General features: G+C 73.5%; 21 protein-coding genes. 16 read left to right on the top strand and 5 right to left on the bottom strand.

Going from position 1 to position 19,843, the window contains the following annotated elements; all coding sequences use genetic code 11:
• Positions 1-96 precede the first annotated feature (96 nt).
• Entirely contained in the window at positions 97-630 is a 534-nt protein-coding gene (gene idi, locus DEI81_RS06375; protein WP_111009698.1) for an isopentenyl-diphosphate Delta-isomerase, read from the bottom strand.
• Between the two features lie 21 nt (positions 631-651).
• Between idi and DEI81_RS06370 the strand changes: the two genes are divergently transcribed.
• The 6 genes from DEI81_RS06370 to DEI81_RS06345 all read left to right on the top strand — a co-directional run bounded on the left by DEI81_RS06370 (position 652) and on the right by DEI81_RS06345 (position 6,006).
• Entirely contained in the window at positions 652-1,710 is a 1,059-nt protein-coding gene (locus DEI81_RS06370) for a polyprenyl synthetase family protein (RefSeq protein ID WP_111009697.1), read from the top strand.
• A complete protein-coding gene (locus DEI81_RS06365; protein ID WP_258368532.1) occupies positions 1,707-2,648 on the top strand; it encodes a phytoene/squalene synthase family protein in 942 nt (313 codons plus the stop codon). The genes DEI81_RS06370 and DEI81_RS06365 overlap by 4 nt, the downstream gene beginning before the upstream one ends.
• A complete protein-coding gene (gene crtI / locus DEI81_RS06360) occupies positions 2,645-4,273 on the top strand; it encodes a phytoene desaturase family protein (RefSeq protein ID WP_111009696.1) in 1,629 nt (542 codons plus the stop codon). The genes DEI81_RS06365 and crtI overlap by 4 nt, the downstream gene beginning before the upstream one ends.
• Entirely contained in the window at positions 4,273-4,638 is a 366-nt protein-coding gene (locus DEI81_RS06355) for a lycopene cyclase domain-containing protein (RefSeq protein WP_111009695.1), read from the top strand. Before crtI ends, DEI81_RS06355 begins: the two co-directional genes overlap by 1 nt.
• 73 nt (positions 4,639-4,711) lie before the next feature.
• On the top strand, positions 4,712-5,083 hold the full coding sequence (locus DEI81_RS06350) for a lycopene cyclase domain-containing protein (protein ID WP_111009694.1): 372 nt from the start codon (positions 4,712-4,714) through the stop codon (positions 5,081-5,083).
• Positions 5,080-6,006, top strand: a complete 927-nt coding sequence (locus DEI81_RS06345; RefSeq protein ID WP_111009693.1) for a prenyltransferase — start codon at positions 5,080-5,082, stop codon at positions 6,004-6,006. Before DEI81_RS06350 ends, DEI81_RS06345 begins: the two co-directional genes overlap by 4 nt.
• 121 nt (positions 6,007-6,127) lie before the next feature.
• Here DEI81_RS06345 and DEI81_RS06340 read toward each other — a convergent pair whose 3' ends face one another.
• Positions 6,128-6,865, bottom strand: a complete 738-nt coding sequence (locus DEI81_RS06340) for an MBL fold metallo-hydrolase (protein WP_111009692.1) — start codon at positions 6,863-6,865, stop codon at positions 6,128-6,130.
• Positions 6,866-7,032: 167 nt separating this feature from the next.
• On the opposite strand from DEI81_RS06340, the gene DEI81_RS06335 reads away from it, so the two are divergent.
• The 5 genes from DEI81_RS06335 to DEI81_RS06315 all read left to right on the top strand — a co-directional run bounded on the left by DEI81_RS06335 (position 7,033) and on the right by DEI81_RS06315 (position 10,110).
• On the top strand, positions 7,033-7,437 hold the full coding sequence (locus DEI81_RS06335) for a YtxH domain-containing protein (RefSeq protein ID WP_111009691.1): 405 nt from the start codon (positions 7,033-7,035) through the stop codon (positions 7,435-7,437).
• 7 nt (positions 7,438-7,444) lie between these two features.
• Positions 7,445-7,849: a hypothetical protein gene (locus tag DEI81_RS06330; protein ID WP_111009690.1), complete on the top strand. Its 405-nt coding sequence runs from the start codon at positions 7,445-7,447 to the stop codon at positions 7,847-7,849.
• Between the two features lie 50 nt (positions 7,850-7,899).
• Positions 7,900-8,934, top strand: coding sequence for a YihY/virulence factor BrkB family protein (locus DEI81_RS06325; protein WP_111009689.1), 1,035 nt, complete (start codon positions 7,900-7,902; stop codon positions 8,932-8,934).
• A gap of 91 nt (positions 8,935-9,025) precedes the next feature.
• On the top strand, positions 9,026-9,721 hold the full coding sequence (locus DEI81_RS06320) for an SDR family oxidoreductase (RefSeq protein ID WP_111009688.1): 696 nt from the start codon (positions 9,026-9,028) through the stop codon (positions 9,719-9,721).
• 56 nt (positions 9,722-9,777) lie between these two features.
• Positions 9,778-10,110, top strand: a complete 333-nt coding sequence (locus DEI81_RS06315) for a DUF3140 domain-containing protein (RefSeq protein WP_111009687.1) — start codon at positions 9,778-9,780, stop codon at positions 10,108-10,110.
• Between the two features lie 12 nt (positions 10,111-10,122).
• On the opposite strand, the gene DEI81_RS06310 is transcribed toward DEI81_RS06315, so the two are convergent.
• On the bottom strand, positions 10,123-11,253 hold the full coding sequence (locus tag DEI81_RS06310) for an L-dopachrome tautomerase-related protein (protein ID WP_111009686.1): 1,131 nt from the start codon (positions 11,251-11,253) through the stop codon (positions 10,123-10,125).
• Positions 11,254-11,381: 128 nt separating this feature from the next.
• Here DEI81_RS06310 and DEI81_RS06305 point away from each other — a divergent pair, with 128 nt between their 5' ends.
• Entirely contained in the window at positions 11,382-11,798 is a 417-nt protein-coding gene (locus DEI81_RS06305; RefSeq protein ID WP_181435042.1) for a DUF3151 domain-containing protein, read from the top strand.
• Positions 11,799-11,905: 107 nt separating this feature from the next.
• On the opposite strand, the gene DEI81_RS06300 is transcribed toward DEI81_RS06305, so the two are convergent.
• Positions 11,906-15,031, bottom strand: a complete 3,126-nt coding sequence (locus DEI81_RS06300) for a glycoside hydrolase family 2 TIM barrel-domain containing protein (protein ID WP_111009684.1) — start codon at positions 15,029-15,031, stop codon at positions 11,906-11,908.
• A gap of 237 nt (positions 15,032-15,268) precedes the next feature.
• Here DEI81_RS06300 and DEI81_RS06295 point away from each other — a divergent pair, with 237 nt between their 5' ends.
• Both DEI81_RS06295 and DEI81_RS06290 read left to right on the top strand, forming a co-directional pair.
• Positions 15,269-15,580, top strand: a complete 312-nt coding sequence (locus DEI81_RS06295) for a hypothetical protein (RefSeq protein WP_111009683.1) — start codon at positions 15,269-15,271, stop codon at positions 15,578-15,580.
• Positions 15,561-16,778 (top strand): Vms1/Ankzf1 family peptidyl-tRNA hydrolase, encoded by a 1,218-nt coding sequence (locus DEI81_RS06290; protein ID WP_111009682.1) that lies wholly within the window; start codon positions 15,561-15,563, stop codon positions 16,776-16,778. Before DEI81_RS06295 ends, DEI81_RS06290 begins: the two co-directional genes overlap by 20 nt.
• Before the next feature lie 107 nt (positions 16,779-16,885).
• On the opposite strand, the gene DEI81_RS06285 is transcribed toward DEI81_RS06290, so the two are convergent.
• Positions 16,886-18,073, bottom strand: a complete 1,188-nt coding sequence (locus DEI81_RS06285; RefSeq protein ID WP_111009681.1) for an MFS transporter — start codon at positions 18,071-18,073, stop codon at positions 16,886-16,888.
• Between the two features lie 75 nt (positions 18,074-18,148).
• Between DEI81_RS06285 and DEI81_RS06280 the strand changes: the two genes are divergently transcribed.
• Both DEI81_RS06280 and DEI81_RS06275 read left to right on the top strand, forming a co-directional pair.
• Positions 18,149-18,853 carry a GntR family transcriptional regulator gene (locus DEI81_RS06280; RefSeq protein ID WP_111009680.1) on the top strand — a complete coding sequence of 235 codons (705 nt, stop codon included), beginning with the start codon at positions 18,149-18,151 and terminating at the stop codon, positions 18,851-18,853.
• Between the two features lie 58 nt (positions 18,854-18,911).
• On the top strand, positions 18,912-19,778 hold the full coding sequence (locus DEI81_RS06275) for an alpha/beta fold hydrolase (RefSeq protein ID WP_111009679.1): 867 nt from the start codon (positions 18,912-18,914) through the stop codon (positions 19,776-19,778).
• Positions 19,779-19,843 lie beyond the last annotated feature (65 nt).

The following is a 19,843-nucleotide window of genomic DNA, read 5'->3' as shown; positions in this document are numbered from 1 at the left end:
TGGGAGGCGGCCCAGCCGCAGGGTCGCGCAGTGGAGGGGACGCCTTCCGGGCCGCCGTCCGGACCACCGGGGACGGCGGTCCACCAGGCGTCGGCCTCAGTCGAGCGCGCGCGCCGGGAGCACCGCGAGCTGCCACCCGAGCCACGGGCTGAACGCGAACGGAGCCGCGGCGACCGCGGCCCGCAGCTCGTCCTCGGAGACCCAGATCCACTCGGCGACCTCGTCCGCCGCGGGTCGTGGCACGTCGGTCGTCGTGGCACGGAACACCGGGCAGACCTCGTTCTCGACGATGCCGGACGCGTCGACGGCGCGGTACCGGAAGTCGGGGAGGACCGGGGTCACGTCCGCCACGGTGATCCCGAGTTCGCGCGTGGCACGTCGGGCGATCGCATCCTCGAAGGACTCGTCCGGCCCGGGATGTCCACAGAACGTGTTCGTCCACACCCCGGGCCAGGTGGCCTTCGTCAGGGCCCGGCGTGTGACCAGGATGTTCCCCTCGGGATCCGACACGTGGCACGAGAACGCCAGGTGCAGCGGCGTCGCGTCGGTGTGCACTGCGAACTTGTCGGCCACACCGATGGGGGCGCCGTCGTCGTCCAGCAGGACGACGGTTTCCGGGAAAGTGCTCATCGCGATGGATAGGTTAGGCCAATGAACGACGACGCGACCGCCGTCGCCCGGGACGGACTCACGCTCGTCGACGAGTGCCTCGAGCGGTTCTTCGCACTCGCCGCGCGTCGGGCCAGCACCTACGGCCGTGCGTCCGAGGACCTCTGGCGTGTGCTCAAGCGCGCCAGCACCGGCGGCAAGCAGTTCCGCCCGCGGATGGTGCTCACCGCCTACACCGGACTCGGCGGGCGGGACCTCCATGCGGCGGCCCACGTCGGCGCGGCATACGAGCTGCTGCACACCGCGCTCGTGGTGCACGACGACGTCATCGACCGCGACTGGTCCCGGCGGGGCGTGCCGAACGTCGCCGGCAGCTACCGGGACGAGGCCACGACGGGCGGCATCCCGACGCCGGTGGCCGAGCACCGCGGCACGAGCGCGGCCGTCATCGCGGGGGACCTGGCCCTCGCGGGCGCGCCGCGGCTCATCGAGTCGAGCGGTGTCGACGGCGAGCGCCGGACGCGACTGCTCGACCTGTTGGACGAGGCCGTGTTCGCGAGCGCCGCGGGCGAGATGACCGACGTCGACCTGTCGATCGGGGTCATGCCGAGCGTGGACGAGATCCTCGCCATGGAGCGCGCGAAGACCTCGGTGTACTCGTTCGAGGCACCGCTGCAGTCCGGCGCGGTGCTCGCGGGGGCGTCGGACGCGGTGGTCGCCGCGCTCGGGGTGTTCGGGCGCGAGATCGGGGTCGCGTACCAGGTGGTCGACGACATCCTCGGGGTGTTCGGCGACGAGGCCACGACGGGCAAGACCGCGGTGGGCGACCTGCGCGAGGGCAAGCGCACCGTGCTCGTGGCCCACGCGGCGACGACCGAGCACTGGGCCGCCATCGAGCCGTTCCTCGGGAACCGGGACCTCACCGACGATCAAGCGGAGCACCTGCGCTTCCGTCTGCTCTGCAGTGGCGCGCGTGACGTCGCGCAGGAGCGGGTCGAGCGCCACGCGAGCCTCGCGACGGCAGCGCTGGCAGGCCTCCCGGACGACCTGCGGTGCCAGCTGGCGGCGATCGCGACCGAACTCGTGGACCGGGTCCGGTGACCCGGGGCGACGTGGCGGGCGCGGCCCCGACCGTGACCACGGGGCTCGGCCTGTACGACGCGACCGCGGCGGCCGCCTCGTCGGTCGTCATCCGCCGGTACTCGACGTCGTTCGGGCTCGCATCGCGCCTGCTGCCAGCGCACATCCGCGAGCACATCGAACACGTGTACGCGCTCGTCCGCGTGGCCGACGAGATCGTCGACGGCCCCGCGACCGAGGCCGGTCTGGACCCGACACTCGCGGGCCGCCTGCTCGACGAGCTCGAACAGGACACCGAGCGTGCGATGACCATCGGGTTCTCCGTCAACCCGGTCGTGCACGCCTTCGCCCGGACCGCCCGGACCACCGGGTTCGGGGCCGAGCTGACGCAACCGTTCTTCCGGTCCATGCGGGCCGACCTCACGCGCAGCGAACACGACGACGCCTCGTTCGTCGACTACGTGTACGGCTCCGCCGAGGTCGTCGGACTCATGTGCCTCCGCGCATTCGTGTACCGGGCGGGACGGCCGACCTTCGACGAGGCGGTGCTCGTCACGGGGGCTCGTCGGCTCGGGGCCGCGTTCCAGAAGGTGAACTTCCTGCGCGACCTGCGGGCGGACTTCCTCGAGCTCGGCCGGTCGTACTTCCCCGGGGTCGACGTCCGGTCCTTCGACGAGGCGACGAAGGCGCGGCTCGTGGCCGACGTGCAGGACGACCTCGACGCCGCCGCGCGTGCGCTCCCGCTCCTGCCCGGCCGGGCACGTCCTGCGGTGACCCTCGCGCACGCACTGTTCCAGGAACTCAACGACCGGATCGGCGCGACCCCGGCCGAACGGCTCGTCACGACGCGTGTCCGGGTCCCCGACCCGGTCAAGGCCGCTCTGGCCGCCCGGGTGCTCGTCGGCCGCGCCCCCGTCCCTCGCGTTCGACGCGGCAACCGGCCGGGAGGCACGGCATGAGCACCGAGACCACGGCGGCCGACCAGGCCGCCGACACCGCACCGTCCGGCCGCCGCGTCCCCGCCCGTCGCGTCGTCGTCGTGGGTGGCGGCATCAGCGGGCTCGCCGCCGCCGCACTGCTCGCGCGCGACGGCTACGCCGTGACCGTGCTCGAGCAGCGGTCCGAGCTCGGGGGGCGCGCCGGGACCTGGTCGGCCGGTGGCTTCCGGTTCGACACCGGGCCGAGCTGGTACCTCATGCCCGAGGTGTTCGACCACTTCTTCCGGCTGCTCGGGACGTCCGCGGCCGAGCAGCTCGACCTCGTCCGACTCGACCCCGGGTACCGCGTGTACAGCGAGGGCCACGACGAACCCATCGACCTCGCCGCGACCCGCGAGGCCAACGTCGCGCTCTTCGAGTCGATCGAGCCGGGATCGGGCCGTCGGCTCGAGCGCTACCTCGACTCGGCGGCCGAGACCTACGCGATGGCCGTGCGCCGGTTCCTCTACACGAGCTTCCAGGACCTGCGGCGGCTCGCGACACCCGACGTGCTCCGTCGCGCCGGGCGGCTGCTCCGCCTGCTCACCCGGCCGTTGTCGTCCTTCGTCGAGGCCACCGTGCAGGACCGGCGCCTGCAGCAAGTGCTGGGGTACCCCGCCGTGTTCCTCGGGACGAGCCCGTATGCCGCGCCGAGCATGTACCACCTGATGAGCCACCTCGACCTCGCCGACGGCGTCCTGTACCCGCAGGGCGGCATCAGCACGGTGATCGACGCGGTCGAGCGGATGGCATCGGCCGAGGGCGCGAGGATCGTGACCGGGGCCACGGTCGACCGGATCGTCGTCGAGCACGGCGCGGTGACGGGCGTGCACCACACGACGTCCGACGGCGACGCGGTCACGACCCCGGCCGACCTCGTCGTCAGTGCGGCCGACCTGCACCACACCGAGACCGACCTGCTGCCGCCGCGGTACCGATCGCACGGCGACGCCTACTGGGAACGTGGCGACCCGGGTCCGAGTGCGGTGCTCGTCTACCTGGGCATCGACGGACCCGTCCCCGGCCTGCTGCACCACACGCTCGTCTTCACGGCGGACTGGCACGCGAACTTCGGCGCGATCTTCGGCAAGGAACGCCACGTGCCCGACCCCGCGTCGATCTACGTGTCCGCGACCTCGGAGACCGACCCCACCGCCGCGCCGGCGGGGTCGAGCAACGTGTTCGTGCTCGTCCCGTTGCCGGCCGACGTCGGGATCGGACGTGGCGGGATCGACGGTGCGGGGGATCCCGAGGTCGAGCGCATCGCGGACCGGGCGATCGCGGCGCTCGCCGAGCGTGCGGGTGTCCCCGATCTCGTCGACCGCATCCGGGTGCGCCGCACCGTGGGGCCGAGGGACTTCGCCGACGACTACAACGCGTGGAGCGGGAGCATGCTCGGGCCGGCCCACACCCTGCGGCAGAGCGCCTTCTTCCGGGCACGGAACGCCTCGACCCGGGTCGACGGGCTCTACCACGTCGGGGCGTCGACGATCCCCGGCATCGGGCTGCCGATGTGCCTCATCAGTGCCGAGGTGCTGCTCAAACGGATCCACGGCGACACCTCGACCGAGCCGCTCCCGGAGCCGCTCGAGCGACGGCGGCCCTGATGCCCGGGCTCTACCTGGCGGGTCTCGTGGTCGCGCTCGTCGGCATGACGGTGCTCGACGCCCGGTTCCGCCTGTTCTTCTGGCGGGGCCCACGGCGGGCTGCCGCCGTCATGGCCGTCGGGATCGCGTACTTCCTCGTGTGGGACCTCGCGGGGATCGGGCTCGGTGTCTTCCACCGCGGACCGTCCTCGTGGCTCATCGGTGTCCAGGTGGCGCCGGAGGTCCCGGTCGAGGAGTTGTTCTTCCTCGCGCTGCTCTGCTACGTGACGATGGACCTCATCGGCTTCGTCCGACCCGTCGTCGAGCGCACGGCCCCGCCGCGCGTCGAACCTCCCGCCCGCCGGACGAACGGGGTGGCGCGGTGAGCGGGGTGCCGCCGCGGGTGGCCCGCGTGCTCTCGGTGCTCTCGGTGCTCCCGGCCGCCGGGGTGGTGCTCCGATGACCGCGGGCGCGGCGACCTACGCCCTCCTCGACCTCGCGTTCCTCGCCGTCGTGGTCCTCGTGGCCGTGGTCGCCGCGGTCGTCGCGGTGCGTCGGGTGGCGCTCCGGCGCGGACCGGAGGCCGTCGTGCGGTGGCGTCGCACGGTCCTCCTTACCGGCCTGGTGGCGGGCGTCGTCCTGGTCGTGGCGACGGTCGTGTTCGACAACGTGATCGTCGGCACCGGCATCGTGGCGTACGACGCGCAGCGGATCAGCGGCATCCGTCTCGGCGTCGTCCCGGTCGAGGACCTGGCGTACGCGATCGCGGCGGTCCTGCTGCTGCCGTCGCTCGTCGTGCTGTTCGGGCCCCGATCGAGGTCGGAACGATGAGCGCCGCGAGTCCGACGGCCCGACCGCGCCGCGCGGGGTCGACACTCCGGGCGCTGTTCGTGTCGTCCCGGCCGGTGAGCTGGGTGAACACCGCGTACCCGTTCGCGGCCGCGTACGTGCTCGGCACCGGGGTCGGGACACACGAGGCGGACGGCTTCCACCTCGCGGTCCTCGTGCTCGGGGTCGTGTACTTCCTCGTCCCCTACAACCTCGCGATGTACGGGATCAACGACGTGTTCGACTACGAGTCGGACCTGCGGAACCCGCGCAAGGGCGGCGTCGAGGGCGCCCTGCTCGACCGCAGTGTGCATCGGACGACCCTCGTCGCCGTCGTCGTGACGAACGTGCCGTTCCTCGTCGCACTCGTGTTGCTCGGCGGCCCGTGGAGCTGGCTCGTGCTCGCCGTCAGCGTGTTCGCCGTCGTCGCGTACTCCGCGCCGGGGTTGCGGTTCAAGGAGCGGCCGTTCCTCGACTCCCTGACCTCGAGCACGCACTTCGTGTCCCCGGCGGTGTACGGCCTGACGCTCGCGGGAGCGCACTGGACGGGGTCGCTCCTGGCCGTGTGCGTGTCGTTCTTCCTCTGGGGCGTCGCGAGCCACGCGTTCGGTGCGGTCCAGGACGTCGAGGCCGACCGCGCCGGGGGCATCGGATCCGTCGCGACGGTCATCGGCGCCCGGGCCACGGTGCGCCTGGCGTTCGTGGCCTACGTCGTCGCGGGGCTCGTCGTGCTCGCGACGCCGTTCCCGGGGCCGTTCGCGGCGATCGTCGTCGTGCCCTACGCGCTGAACGTCCTGCCGTGGTGGTCGGTCGCCGACGCCGACGCCGACGCGGCGAACGCCGGGTGGCGCCGGTTCCTGCTCGTGAACTACCTGGCGGGGTTCCTCGTCACCATGGTGCTCATCGGCTACGCCGCGACCCGCTGAGTCGCGGCGGCGTCCGAACGCTCGCGACCCCCGTCCGACTCCACCCGACCCGCGCCCCGTATCCACGCGACCCGCGCCCGACCTCACGCGACCCGCTGGGTCACGTCGGCGAACCCCGACCTCAGTGCGCGGAGCGGCGCTTGGCCTGCTCGACCGCGCTCCGGATGCCCCGGCGCCACTGGGGGCCGTGCCCGGGGAGCACGATCCGTGCCTCGGTGTCGACGAGCCGGTCGAGCGACTCCAGGGCGGCGCCGCTGTCCGCGGTGGCCGACCCGGCGACGATCTGCGGGCCGATCCCACCGGTGTACGGGTCGAGCGTGACGATCGCGTCGCCGGCGATGAGGGCGTCGCGGTCGGCGAAGTACAGCGCGACGTGGCCGTCGGTGTGCCCGGGCGTCTCGATGATCCACGGGGAGGCCTGCACGGCGTCCCGCTCGTCGAGCGGCTTCGTGTCGGTCACACCCTCGACCATGAGCGCTCCCGCGACCACCATCCGCGCGAGCTTCGGGAGGCCGGCGGGGTGTGTCAGCGGGTACACGAGCCGGTTCCGCTCCGTCCGGTACCGGTAGGGGTGAGCGGCCAGCTCCGCGTCCCGCGGGTGCACGAGCACGGGCACGTCCCACTCCCGACGCGCACGGGCCGCGGTGCCGACGTGGTCGAAGTGCCCGTGCGTGAGCGCGATGCCCTCGACGGCGTCGGGGGTGTACCCAAGCTCGGTGATCGCGACGAGCAGGTGCGGCCACGCGGCGGGCAGACCGCTGTCGACGACGAGCAGTTGGTCGCCGGTCTCGACGAGGTAGAGGTTCGTGTGGGCGATCTCGAGGCGGTGGATCCCCTCGGCGACGTCTCGGAACAGCATGGCCGCAGGCTACTCGTCGGCGCCCGCGCGGGCCGTCGGCGGCACGACGGCGTGCGTGACCGGGGGACGGCCGACGTCGGCGCCTGGGAGACCGGTGCGAGCCGCATGAGCGTCCACTCGACTCCGAGTAGGCACGACGGTGGACGACTCCACACGAGAGGACCACCATGAAGAGACTGCTGTTCATCGCCGGCATCGCGCTGGGGTACGTGCTCGGAGCCCGAGCCGGACGCTCCTCGTACGAGCGCATCCGCACCCGGGCGCAGGGCGTGTGGTCGGACCCGAAGGTGCAGAAGGGCCTCCACGACGCCGAGGGCTTCGTCAAGGACAAGGCACCGGTCGTCGCGAGCAAGGTCAAGGACGCGGCGACGAGTGCCGCCGGCGCCGTGCAGAGCAAGGTGAAGTCGTCGGGCGACACCGACACCGACGCCTCGAGCACCGACACCGTGGCCGGCGGACCCGGAACCGCGGGTCCGAGCGCTGCGGGCAAGCCGGAGGCGCCGAGCGCCGCCACGTCGAGCGAGACCGACACGACCGGTACGGCAGGCACGCCGTCGCCGGACGCGGTGTAGGCCCGGTATGGCCGACAGCGGATCGCGCGACAGCATCCCGCAACTCGAACTCCAGAACGTGCGGACGCGCGAGGACCTGCGCCACACCGTGAACGAGGTCGTGCGGCGCTCGGACGTCCCCGCGCAGTGGCGCTTGGCGGTCGCGAAGGCGCGTCAGCAGTTGCACCGGGACCCGACGCCCCTCGTGGCCATGGCCGTCACGGCCGGTGCGGGACTCGTGGCGATCGTCGGCGGCGTGGTCATCGGTCGGACGGACGCGGGGCGCCTCGACGCCGCGCGGGAGCCGATGCTGCTGCCCGTCTACAAGCCCGGCAAGACCAAGAAGAGCGGCAAGCGGAAGAAGGCCGCCTTCGCCCGCAAGCCCGACAAGCTGAACCCCGTCCAGAAGCGTCGCGACGCCGACGACCGGTGAGTCGCCACCCCGCGACCCGCTGACGACGTCGACCACAGGAGGAGCCACCGATGGCAAGGAACACCGCACCGGACCCGGACGACCCCCGCAAGCCGGACGACCCGACCGACCTGACGAAGCCCTCGTGGCAGTACACGCTCAAGAAGACGCTCCGCGAGTTCTCGAGTGACCAGTGCACCGACCTGGCAGCCGGCCTGACGTACCACGCCGTCCTGGCAGTGTTCCCCGCGATCCTCGCGATCGTCTCGATCCTCGGCCTGTTCGGCGAGGGGCAGGCGACGGTCGACCAGGTCATGAAGGTGCTCGGCAACGTCGGTTCGAACCAGGTCGTCGACCTGCTCAAGGGCCCGATCAACGGTCTCGTCCGGTCGCCCGCGGCCCCGCTCGCGTTCATCGTCGGTGTGCTCGGTGCGCTGTGGTCCGCGTCCGGGTACGTCGGGTCGTTCGGCCGTGCGATGAACCGCATCTACGGCATCCGTGAGGGGCGTCCGATCTGGAAGCTCCGCCCGACGATGCTCGGTGTGACGGTGTTCACGGTCGTCCTGCTCGTCATCGGCGCGCTCATGCTCGTGCTCTCCGGCCCGGTGGCCGAGGCGGTCGGCAATGCGATCGGACTCGGTTCCGTCGCGGTGACCGTCTGGGACTACGCCAAGCTCCCGATCCTCGCGGCGATCGCGGTCGTGATCATCGCGATCCTCTACTACTGGTCGCCGAACGTCCGGCAGCCGAAGTTCCGCTGGATGAGCCTGGGCGCGCTCCTGGCGCTCCTCATCTGGATCATCGCCTCGATCGCGTTCGCGTTCTACGTCGCGAACTTCTCGCACTACAACAAGACGTACGGGTCGCTCGGCGGCGTGATCGTGTTCCTCCTGTGGATCTGGATCACGAACTGCGCCCTGCTGTTCGGCGCCGAGTTCGACGCCGAGGTCGAGCGCGGCCGCGAACTCCAGGCCGGCATCCACGCCGAGGAGGACATCCAGCTCCCCGAGCGCGACACCCGCCAGATCGACAAGCAGGACGAGAAGCACGCGAAGGACGTCCTCTCCGGCATCGAGATCCGCGAGAGTGCCGGTCGAGAGAAGTGAGCAGGGGCCTCCCGTCCGTTGCGCCGCGCGCGTCGCGGCCGGGAGGCCCGACTCGGCCCGGCACCGCAGCCGCGTTCCGTAGGCTGACACGGTGACCGACACCGTGCCTCCCGTCCGACCGACCGCACTCGTGACCGGGGCGACCCGGGGGATCGGACGCGCGATCGCGGCCGACCTCGGCCGCACGCACCACGTGCTCGTCGGTGGGCGGTCCGCCGCTGCCGTCGCCGCCGTCGTCGACGCGCTGCCGTCCGCCGAGCCGTTCGTGGCCGACCTCGTCGCGGGCCCGCTGCCACCGCTGCCGGACCGGCTCGACGTGCTCGTGCACTCCGCCGGCATCGAGGAGGGCGGCCGCGTCGCCGACACCCCCCGCGAGGTGTGGGAGCGCGTCCTCGCCACGAACGTCGTCGCGGTCGCGGAACTCACCCGGCTGGCGCTGCCCGCGCTCCGGTCCGTCCGCGGCCTCGTCGTCACGATCAACAGCGGCTCGGGGTTCGTGAGCGGGCCCGGCGGCGGCGTCTACGGTGCGTCGAAGTTCGCCCTGCGGGCCTTCGCCGACGCCCTCCGCGAGGAGGAGCGCGAGCACGGGGTCCGGGTGTCCGGCGTCCACCCGGGACGCGTCGACACCGACATGCAGGTCGCCCTCGCCACGAAGCTCGGCGAGGACTACGACACCCGCTACTACCTGGCGCCCGAGGACGTCGCCGCCGCGGTGCGGACCGTGGTCGACCTGCCGGAGCGCGGCACCGTCGAGCTGCTCAGCGTGCGGCCCACCCGCAAGCGCTGACCCCGGGGTACACCGCGGAGCGCCAGGCACGGAGGTGCGCCGCGCAGGATCGGGACATGGCCGACGACGAGCAGCAGACCCGCGAGGACTTCCACCGCGCCGTGAACATGACCGCGACCGAGCTGCGGCACTGGCTCGACACCGACGACTCGAAGGCCGTGGGGCAGAAGCCCGACGGCGGCGGCGAGTCGACCGGCCACGAGAGCGGCCGGCACATCGTCCGGATCCTCGAGGAGCGACAGGGCGAGTACACGGACGACGACTACGCGCACATGCGGAAGGTCGTCGGCTACGTCGCCCGGCACTCCGCCCAGCGTCCCTCGGGCGACGACACGCACACGCGCTGGCGGTACTCCCTCATGAACTGGGGCCACGACCCCGAGAAGTGACCGGGCGCCTGCTCAGCGCAGGAGCACGGGACCCGCGTCGATCCGGAAGCGGAACAGCGAGTACGGGTACACGCGGAGGTCCTCGCCGCCCTGGTAGTCCGCCTGACGGTGCAGCTGGTTCGCGGTGACGTAGAGGTAGCCGTCCGTCGCGACGGACATCGTGTCGGTCCACAGCAGGCGCGGGTCGTGCACGAGGGTCTGGATCTCGCCGGTCGGCAGCCGCCGGGTGATCGACTCGTGCTCCCAGTTCGTGGCGTACAGGCGGCCCTGGTCGTCGGACTCCAGGCCGTCCGCGCCCCCGCCCTTGTCGCCCTCGTCGACGACGGTCCCAGCGACGGTCTCCTCCGAGATCGCCCGGTCGACGAGCGCCCCCACCGACACGCTGTACCAGCGGCGGCTGATGAGCGGGCAGTACCAGAGCCGCTCGCCGTCCGCCGAGATCGCGATGCCGTCCGCGCCCATCGTCACCGGCTTCGGGGCCGCACCCGGGGCGCGCTGTGCGAGCACCCGTCCCTCGGCCATCGGGACCATGTCCTGCGGCGGGCAGGCCTTGGTGGACGGATGGTCCTCGAGCCGCCGCCACGCCTCACCGGTGGCGAGGTCCACGACGATGATCGCGTTCGGGCCCTCGGACGCCGAGTCCGTGACGAACGCGAACCCGGCCTCGCCGCGGCGGAGGTCGAACCGCACGTCGTTGAGGTACGTCGTCTCGTACGCGACGCTGCGCGGGAGGACGATCGTCTGCACGACGCGGTCCGTGCCGAGGTCGACGCACACGAGCTTCGGGCCGCCCTCCTTGGTCGGACCCATCATCGGGCTGCCCGTGTCGAGGATCCACAGGCGGTCGTCCGGCGCGACGACGATGCTCTGCACGCTGACGAGCCGCTCGGCGTCGTCGATGGACCGTGCCTGGTTGATCTCGACCGACGGGTAGGGCACCGCCTGCCCGTCCACGAGTTCGACGACCGTGGCCGGGACGTCGTCGCCCCACTTCGGGAAGTTCACGAACACCCGGCCGCCGTGGGAGACGCTCACGCCGGTGGGCATCGGGCCGTCGGTGAACTCGTGGACCACCTCGAGGTCGCCGCGTGGTTCGTCTTCGGGGGCGGTCGGGGCGGCGTGGTCGGCGTCGAAGTCGCTCATGCGGTGGACGGTAGGCGCGGGGCCTGGGGGTCGCCGGTGCGCGTCCCCCGGCGTCTGGCCGCGCATGTCGTCGTCGCGCGGACCGCGTCGGCCGTGCTGTCACGGTGCGCCGTGCGAGGCTGGTGCGTATGACCGACAACCTCCTCGGCGTGCCCGAGACCCGCCTGCCCGACGATCCGGACGTCACCGCCGCGCTCGCCGCGGGCACTCCCGTGGCCGACGTCGCGACGGCGCACCCGTCATCGAGCCTGGCGTGGGCGCTCCTCGCCGACGAGGCCTGGGACCGCGGCGCCGCGCTCGAGTCGTACGCCTACGCCCGCGTGGGGTACCACCGTGGCCTCGATGCCCTCCGGAAGGCCGGCTGGCGCGGGCAGGGCCCGATCCCGTGGGCGCACGAGCCGAACCGGGGCGTGCTCCGCTCGCTGTTCGCGCTGCGCCGGGCGGCCGACGGCATCGGCGAGGAGCCGGAGGTCGAGCGCCTGTCGACGTTCCTCCACGACGCCGACCCCGCCGCCGCGGACGCGATCGCCGCCGAGCAGCGCTGACGCCGCCGCGGGCCCGTCGCGAGGTGCACCGCCTCCGTCCCGTCGAACACCCGCATCGCGGGGTTCGAACGGAAGGAACCGGTGCGACACCGGCAGGCCCGGGTGCCCTACCCGAGCAGCACCTCCCACGCCCGCGCCGCCGGCCACAGCTGGTGCTCCGGCAGGACGTCGAGCCCGCACGCGCGCGACCCGAGCCCGTGCTGCGCCTCGTCGAGGTACAGGTACAGCGCGTCCGAGGCCGGCAGCTCGTGCGGGTGCCCGGCCGCGGTGATCTGCTGCGCGGTCCAGCGCGACAGCGTGAACCCCGCGCGGTGACCGGCGTGCGCACCGTGCCCGGATCCGGCCGCGGGCACGGTCGTCACGCGGAGCGGCCCGAGCTCGAGCCACCGCAGGTCCGGCCGGTGCCCGGTCTCCTGGGGCCGTGAGTACCGGACGGACAGGTCGTCGACCGCGGCGGTGAACCGACCGACGCGGACGGCGTGGGACGAGTCGGCGTAGGACTCGTCGGGCCCCGTCCCGAGCCAGGTCACGTCCGAGTCGGCCAGCGAACCGGGCAGGTCGAACCGGACGCCGATCCGCGGCCAGGTGCAGTCCCACGCGCCGAAGGGGACGGCCTCGGTGCGGAGCAGCACGCCCTCGGTGGTCGCGGTCCACCGGTGCACGACGTCGACCCCGGCGCCGCTGTTCGCCGCGGACACCCGGACCCGCTGGACGAGCCCGTGCTCGGTGCGCTCGACGGCGACCAGCCGGTGCGTCAGGCGGTGCAGCCCGTGGGCCTCCCACCGCACGGCCGAGGCGGGAGCGATGCCGCCGACGCCCAGGGTGAGCGCGGGGTCGGCGACCTCGTACGAGCCCTGGGACGCACCGCGGTCGTTGTCGGTGGGCGCGCGCCAGAGCTCGAGGCGCGGCCCGGCGACGGGCAGGCCGTGCCACGTCGCCAGGTCGCCTCGGGCGTCGAACGTCGCGATCCCCAGGGCGTCGCCCTGCCACGACGGCCGGGAGGCCCGGTGCGTGCCCACCCCGCGAGCGTCGGTCGCCCGGCCGGTGGCGTCCGCCACGACGGGGACGGGCACCTGCGTGCGGGCGAGGACGTGCCCGGTGTCGGCCCAGGCGGTCGGCCCGGCGAGTTCGGCCGTCACGTCGAGGAACAACTCGCCCTCGACGCCCTCGGCGGCGACCGCGAGGACCTCGGGCGGGACCGGAACCGTGGCGGAGGCGCCGGCCGCGACCAGGCCCGGGGCGAGCCTCCCGGCCGCGACCGCGACGCCGTCGCGCTCGAGCGTCCAACAGAAGCGCAGTCCCGCGGTGGACGCGGAGTGGTACCGGTTCTCGACGAGCACCGTGCCCCCGGCGACCGTCGTGGAGACGCTGATCCGGATCGGCGCGACGACCGCGGCGAACTCGGCGAGGCCCGGCGTCGGGGTGTCGTCGGGCAGGACCAGACCGTCCATCACGAAGTTGCCGTCGTGCACGACCTCGCGGAAGTCGCCGCCGTACGCGTGGTAGGGGGTGCCGTCGGCCGTGTGGCTGAGCAGGCCGTGGTCGCGCCACTCCCACACGAACCCGCCGTGGAGGCGCGGGTACCGGTCCACGAGGGCCTCGTACTCCGCGATCTGGCCCGGTCCGTTGCCCATCGCGTGCACGTACTCGCAGTGCAGGAACGGCTTCGACCGCTGGCGTGCCGCCTCGGCCGGACCGCACCCGAGGAGCGGGGTCACGACGGGGCCGCCGCCGATCGACTCGGTCTCGACGAGCGAGGGGTACATGCGCGAGTAGACGTCCGTGTAGGAGCCCGTGTAGTCGCCCTCGTAGTGGACCGGGCGCGAGCGGTCACGGCGGTGGACCCAGTGCGACATCGCCGCGAGGTTCCGGCCCGTGCCGGACTCGTTGCCGAGGGACCACAGGACGATCGACGGGTGGTTCTTGTCCCGCTCCACCGTCCGGGCGATGCGGTCGAGGTAGGCGTCCTGCCACGCCGGGTCGTCCGACGGGTTGCCGACCCAGCCCAGGTGCTCGAACCCGTGCGTCTCGAGGTCGCACTCGAGGACCACCCAGAACCCGAGCTCGTCGGCGAGGTCGAGCACCCGGGGGTGCGGCGGGTAGTGCGAGGTTCGGATGGCGTTGACGTTCGCGCGCTTCATCATCGCCATGTCCGCGCGCGCGTGGGCCTCGTCGAACACGCGGCCCCGCTCCGGGTGGGTCTCGTGCCGGTTGACACCGTGGAACACGACGCGCTCGCCGTTGACGAGGAACCGGTCGCCGCGGATCTCGACCGTGCGGAACCCGAGTCGCAGCGTCACGGTCTCGCCAGCGCCCGTCCCGCCCGCGGTCGTCCCCGACGTCAGGGTCGCCTCGTACCGGCGGGGGACCTCGGCGCTCCAGGGCTCGACGGCCGGCAGCGTGACGGGCTGGACGTCCGCGGCGGTCGCCCACCGTTCCTCCAGGCCGAGCTCCGGGATCCGGAACACCACCGGGAACACGGCGTCGAGCTCGACCGTGACGGTACCGACGCCGGTGGCGGGGGCGCCGGACGCAGCGGTGCCGGCGGCGGCGGCCGACGCGAGCAGCGGAGCCCAGTCGGCGCGGACGAAGGCGTCCTCGATCGCGGCGACCGGGCGCGCGAGCAGCGTGACGTCGCGGAAGACCCCGGGCAACCACCACTGGTCCTGGTCCTCGAGGTAACTCGCGGCGGACCACTGGTGCACCCGGACCGCGACCGTGTTCGCGCCCGGGCGGAGCAGCGCCGTGACGTCGAACTCGGTCACGAGGCGCGACCCCGTCGACCAGCCGACCTCGACGCCGTTGAGCCAGACGCGAAAGTGCGACTCGACCCCGTCGAACCGCAGGACGACCCGGTCGGCGTCCGCGAACGACGCCGGGAGCTCGAACGTGCGGCGGTGGTCGCCCGTCGGGTTCTCCTCCGGCGGGTGCGGTGCGTCGATCGGGAACGGGTACTGCACGTTCGTGTAGATCGGCGCGCCGTGCCCGTGCAGCACCCAGTGCGACGGGACGGGCAGGGTCTGCCAGTCGGCGTCGTCGAACGTGTCGGCCGCGAAGTCCTCGGCGACCTCGGCGACGGGCGACCAGCGGAACCGCCAGTCCCCGTCGAGCGACAGCGACGGTGCGTCGGTGTGCAGGTGGGCGCGGGGGCGACGGCGCGAGGCCGAGCCGGGAGCGGTCGAGTGGAGGTCCGAGATCGCCCGGGGAGCGGGCGCGGTGGCGATGTCCGTCATTGGGTGCTGTCCTCGACCGCGAGGGTCGTCGTCGATCCTGGTCCGCCGGCCGGCGGGTGCTTCAACCCTAGCGAGCGTCCCCTGCGGCCCGGGCGTCCCGTCCGTACGGGGCGCCCGCCGGACGGGAGGCGCGGGACCGGCCCGCCCCGGCCCTCCCGACCTCGACGTCCGCCGTGAGCTGCGGACACACGCAGGCGCGGCCGCCGACCATGGCGGGACCGACGGAAGGAGATCGACATGATCGAACGGGGCAACACCACCCACAGCCCGGAGGTCGACGAGCAGATGGCGCACGAGGCGCAGAGCATCGTCCAGGGGCACGGCAGTTCCTCCCACGTGGAGGAGTTCCGGCAATCGGAACCCGTCACCGACGACACCGACGCCCCCGAGACCCTCGCGGCGTCCGGCTACGACGGCGAGTTCGTCGACGACGCGACGCACGCGCTGCCCGAGGACGACGCCGACGGCATCGACACGACCGTGTACACGACCGAGACGGACCAGGTCTCGGAGGGGAAGGTGGTGGACCATGGCGCCGACGACCGCTGAGCAGGTCTCGGAGGAACACCGGGGGCTCGCTGCCCTCCTCGCGCAGCCCGGCACCTGGTCGTGGGCGTACGTCGACGTCTCGGGCGACCGGGAGGACCCGCAGCACCTCGCCGCGCTCCAGGTCCGCGCCGCCCGCGACCAGCTCATGGCGCAGGGGGCACCGTCCGCCGACGTCGAGGCGATCGAACGCGAACTCGGTGAGGCACCCGGCGTGCCCGCCCCGGTCGCTCGGTTCGTCCTGGCGCGCGACGGCGAGCTCGTCGTCAGCGAGGTCCTGCCCGGGCACATGCACGGACCCGAGAGCGTCGGGTACGGCGCCGTCCCGGACCTCGTGCCGCTGCTCGCCCACCGGCCGCTCGACGTGCCGTTCCTCGTGGTCGAGGTCGGACGCGAGGGCGGCGGCTACCGCGCCTACCGACTCGGGCACGCCGAGCCGAGCGGGCAGCAGGAGGAGGAGTACGTCGCGGGCCGGACGGACACGCTCCACAAGTTCCAGGGCGGCGGCTGGGCGCACCTGCGCTGGCAGCACCACACCGAGGAGATCTGGCGCGAGAACGAGGCACAGGTCGTCGAGGCCGTCGAACAGGCGGTCGACCGGCTGCGGCCGCGGCTCGTCGTCGTCGCCGGGGACATCCGCGCGCGCCAGCTGTTCATCGACCAGCTGAGCACCGCGACCCGGCCGCTCGTGTCCGAGGTGCCGGTCGACACCCGGGCACCGGACGCGTCCGAGAACGCCCTCGTCGAGCACGTCGAGATCGCCCTCGCGCGGGTGGTGGCCCAGCGCCGCCACGACGTGGAGGACCTGCTCCGCACGCACGTCGGCCGTGGCGACCGCGAGGCCGTCACCGGTGTCGGACCGGTCGTGTCGGCGCTCCAGCAAGCGCAGGCGTCGATCGTCGTCGTCGACCCGGCCGCGTTCGAGGACCGCACGGTGCTCGCGCTCGACGCCGCGCCCTGGATCGCGACCGCGCCCGAGGAGGCCCTCGGCACCACCGTGCTCGGGTCCGTCCCGGCTGCGGTCGGCATCACCCGTGCGGCGCTCGTGACCGACGCGGAGGTCGTGCTCGTGAACGCGGCGTCCGTGCCGTCCGGGGCGCCGGTCGCCGCGTTGCTCCGCTGGCACGTCGGGCCGGACGTGCCCGGGGCGGGGCCCGCGGCCGGTGCGACCGGGCGGGGCGAGGGCCCCGACCGGGGCTGACCTCCCCCCGCGAGATCGCAGGAGATGCCGTTCAGCGGGCCTCCAGAGCGGCAGATACTGCGATCTCGCGGAGGGGGCGGAGGGAGGCGGAGGGTGAAGGGGGGCGGTCAGGCCGGGCCGTGCTCCCGGTCCCTCCGCGGGACGAGGGCCAGGGCGACGACGGGCAACGCCGCGACGACGAGGAAGCTCCCGGCGAACCCCACCGCGCCGACCAGGGCGCCGACCCCGGGTCCGACCGCCGACGCCGCCACGAACTGCCCCGTGTTCTGCGCCCCGAGCGCCCGACCCGACCAGTGCGGCCCCGCGGCCTCGGCGACGGACGTGAACGCGAGCCCGTTGTCCGCCACGGTCACGGCGGTCGCCACGACGAGGAACACCGCCGCGGCGGCCAGGTGCGTCGCGTCGACGGCCGCGAGGACGCCCATCACGACGGCGGCGGACACGGCCACGACGCGCAGGGGTCCGACGCGGGACCCGGCACGGTCGCTCCACAGCCCGACGACGATCCGCCCGAGCGCACCGACGAACTGCGACGCGCCGACGAGCACCCCGGCGGCGAGCGCGCTCCAGCCGAGGTCCCGCGTCAGCCACACGAGGCCGTACGTCGAGAGCGTGAACTGGGGCACGACGAGCAACACGGACACGGCGTGGATGCGCCAGAGGAACGCGGACTCGCGGTAGGGGTTCGTCACGACCTCCGCGGCGTCGCGGCTCGGACGCGGCGGATCCACCACGGCGAGCGCACAGCAGACGGCGAGCACGGCGGTGAGCGCGATCGGCAGCACGAGCGCCGCCCGGACCCCCGCGCTCCCGGCGATGGTCGGGACGGTCAGCGCCGCGAGCGTGACCCCGAGCGGCTGCGACATCTGACGGATCCCCATCGCGAGTCCGCGCCGGTGCTTCGGGAACCAGCCGACGACCACGCGGCCGCTGGCGGCGTTCGTCGAGGCGCTCGTCATCCCCGCGGCGAGGAACGCGACGCCGAGGAGGACCGGGTTCCCCGCGGCGAGCAGGGCGCCGGTCGTGGCCAGGGCGGTGAGCACCAGGCCCCCGGCGATGACGACGCGCTCGCCGTGTCGGTCGGTCACGGCGCCCCAGGCGATGAGGGTCAGGACCATGCCGAACGTCGGCGCGCCGGCCAGGAACCCCGCGGCCGTGAGCGGCATGCCCTGCCGGGTGAGGAGGGGGATGAGGAACGCGGGCGCCGAGACCACGAGCGTCCCCGCTGCCTGTGCGGCGACGCCGAGGGCGAGCATGACCCACGCCCTCGTCGTGGTGACCGTCGTCGTCGCCATGTCACCGCCTCCCGAGCCGTTGGTATACCAAGACGGTATACCATCGCGCGGGCCCCTCGGCTACGCTGACCGACCGTGACCGCACCGATCGACGCCGCGCCCGTGTCGCAGACCACCCTGCTCTACGACAACCTGCGGGCCGCGATCCTGTCGCTCGGGATCGCGCCCGGCGAGCGGATCTCGGAACGCGGTCTGGAGGCCCGGTTCCACGCCTCACGCACGCCCGTCCGGGCAGCACTGTCCCGTCTCGAACGCGAGGGCCTCATCCTGCACGAGGGGCGGTCGTGGACCGTCACGCCGATCGACCTCGACGAGATCGCAGCGCTCGCGGAACTCCGCGTCGTGCTCGAGCCGGCCGCCGCCCGTCTGGCGGTGGAGCGCGCGACGGACGCGGCGCTCGCCGAGGTCCGGGCGCACCTCGAGACCCTCCGTCCGGCGCCCGACGAGGCCGCCGGTGTGCAGGCCGGCAGCACGTTCCACCTCGACCTCGCCACGCTCGGCGGCAACCGGTTCGTCACCGAGGCGATCGCCGACGCGATGACCCGCCTGGAACGGAGCCGGTGGCTCGAGGTGCGCACGCCCGAGGCCCGGGACGCCGCGTGGGACGAGCACAGCGCCATCCTCGACGCCGTGGCGAGGCGGGACGCGGACCGCGCCGCGGAGCTCCTCGCCGCCCACGTCTCCGGCACGAACGACCGCCTCATGGCGTTCATCGCGCAGGAGCGGCGCCGCCTGCGCGGCGCCGGCATGGCCGTGGTCGGGAGCAGCACGCTCGACTGACGCCGCGCCTCCAGGCCGACGCCGCGTCTCCAGGCCGACGTCGGACGGGAGGAGCAGCATGGGTCGTGTGCACCGCCTCCAGACCGTCCCGCCGTTCGGCGACCTGCCCACCCCCGACGGCGTCGACGTCGTCGGGGTCGACCTGCCCGTCGGTCGGCTGACCGCGTACCGCGGCCTGCCGGACGGCCCGAGCCGCGGCAGCGTCCTGCTCGTGCCCGGGTTCACCGGGTCGAAGGAGGACTTCCGCCCGCTCGTGCCGCTCCTGCGCGATGCGGGGTGGTCGGTGCTCGCGATGAGCAGGCGGGGGCAGGGGGACTCGGCGGCGCCCGCCGACCCGGCTGCGTACACGCTCGACGAGGAAGCGGCCGACGTCGTCCGGGTCGCGGCCCTGGTCGACGACGGCGCGCCCGTGCACCTGCTCGGGCACTCGCTGGGCGGTGTGATCGCGCGGGCGGCGGCCATCGCGAGCCCGAGCGCGTTCCGGTCCGTCACGATGTTGTGCTCCGGGCCGCACGGGTGGCCGAACCGGATGTTCCTGGCTCGACGTCTGGCGGCGGAGCAGGGCAACCGGGCGCTGTTCGACGCCCAGAACCCGATCGCGATCGGCGTCGCGGACGCGGCCCTCGACCAGGCGACGCGGTTCGCCCGCATGCGGATGGACCGGTCGAGCACGGTCGGCATCACGACGACGGCCGCGATCCTCGAGCTGCCCGACGACACCACCGCGGCGCTCCGGGACACCGGGCTGCCGACCCTCGTCGCGCACGGCCAGGACGACGCCGCCTGGCCGCAGGTGTGGCAGCACGACATGGCCGAACGGCTCGGCGCGCGGTACGCGGTGATCCCGGACAGCGCGCACAGCCCGGCGGTCGAGGCTCCGGAGGCGACCGCGAGGCTGCTCGACGGGTTCCTCGCGGACGCCTGAGCGCCGGACGCACGGAGCGCCGGTCCTTCCGGGTAGGTTCGGCAGCGACCCCACCCGAGGAGGCC

The organism is Curtobacterium sp. MCBD17_013 (assembly GCF_003234565.1).
Lineage (GTDB): Bacteria > Actinomycetota > Actinomycetes > Actinomycetales > Microbacteriaceae > Curtobacterium.
The sequence above is the reverse complement of the archived record's forward strand: the minus strand, read 5'-3'. Positions and strand labels throughout refer to the sequence as shown.

Bases quoted from the DNA above. Each gene is read 5' to 3' on its own strand.
- DEI81_RS06295 (WP_111009683.1), top strand. From the start codon at position 15,269: ATGATCGAACGGGGCAACACCACCCACAGCCCGGAGGTCGACGAGCAG.
- DEI81_RS06285 (WP_111009681.1), bottom strand. From the start codon at position 18,073: ATGGCGACGACGACGGTCACCACGACGAGGGCGTGGGTCATGCTCGCC.
- DEI81_RS06275 (WP_111009679.1), top strand. From the start codon at position 18,912: ATGGGTCGTGTGCACCGCCTCCAGACCGTCCCGCCGTTCGGCGACCTG.
- DEI81_RS06340 (WP_111009692.1), bottom strand. From the start codon at position 6,865: ATGCTGTTCCGAGACGTCGCCGAGGGGATCCACCGCCTCGAGATCGCC.
- DEI81_RS06345 (WP_111009693.1), top strand. From the start codon at position 5,080: ATGAGCGCCGCGAGTCCGACGGCCCGACCGCGCCGCGCGGGGTCGACA.
- DEI81_RS06305 (WP_181435042.1), top strand. From the start codon at position 11,382: ATGACCGACAACCTCCTCGGCGTGCCCGAGACCCGCCTGCCCGACGAT.
- DEI81_RS06370 (WP_111009697.1), top strand. From the start codon at position 652: ATGAACGACGACGCGACCGCCGTCGCCCGGGACGGACTCACGCTCGTC.
- DEI81_RS06300 (WP_111009684.1), bottom strand. From the start codon at position 15,031: ATGACGGACATCGCCACCGCGCCCGCTCCCCGGGCGATCTCGGACCTC.
- DEI81_RS06335 (WP_111009691.1), top strand. From the start codon at position 7,033: ATGAAGAGACTGCTGTTCATCGCCGGCATCGCGCTGGGGTACGTGCTC.
- idi (WP_111009698.1), bottom strand. From the start codon at position 630: ATGAGCACTTTCCCGGAAACCGTCGTCCTGCTGGACGACGACGGCGCC.
- DEI81_RS06315 (WP_111009687.1), top strand. From the start codon at position 9,778: ATGGCCGACGACGAGCAGCAGACCCGCGAGGACTTCCACCGCGCCGTG.
- DEI81_RS06310 (WP_111009686.1), bottom strand. From the start codon at position 11,253: ATGAGCGACTTCGACGCCGACCACGCCGCCCCGACCGCCCCCGAAGAC.
- DEI81_RS06290 (WP_111009682.1), top strand. From the start codon at position 15,561: ATGGCGCCGACGACCGCTGAGCAGGTCTCGGAGGAACACCGGGGGCTC.
- DEI81_RS06355 (WP_111009695.1), top strand. From the start codon at position 4,273: ATGCCCGGGCTCTACCTGGCGGGTCTCGTGGTCGCGCTCGTCGGCATG.
- DEI81_RS06325 (WP_111009689.1), top strand. From the start codon at position 7,900: ATGGCAAGGAACACCGCACCGGACCCGGACGACCCCCGCAAGCCGGAC.
- DEI81_RS06350 (WP_111009694.1), top strand. From the start codon at position 4,712: ATGACCGCGGGCGCGGCGACCTACGCCCTCCTCGACCTCGCGTTCCTC.
- DEI81_RS06330 (WP_111009690.1), top strand. From the start codon at position 7,445: ATGGCCGACAGCGGATCGCGCGACAGCATCCCGCAACTCGAACTCCAG.
- crtI (WP_111009696.1), top strand. From the start codon at position 2,645: ATGAGCACCGAGACCACGGCGGCCGACCAGGCCGCCGACACCGCACCG.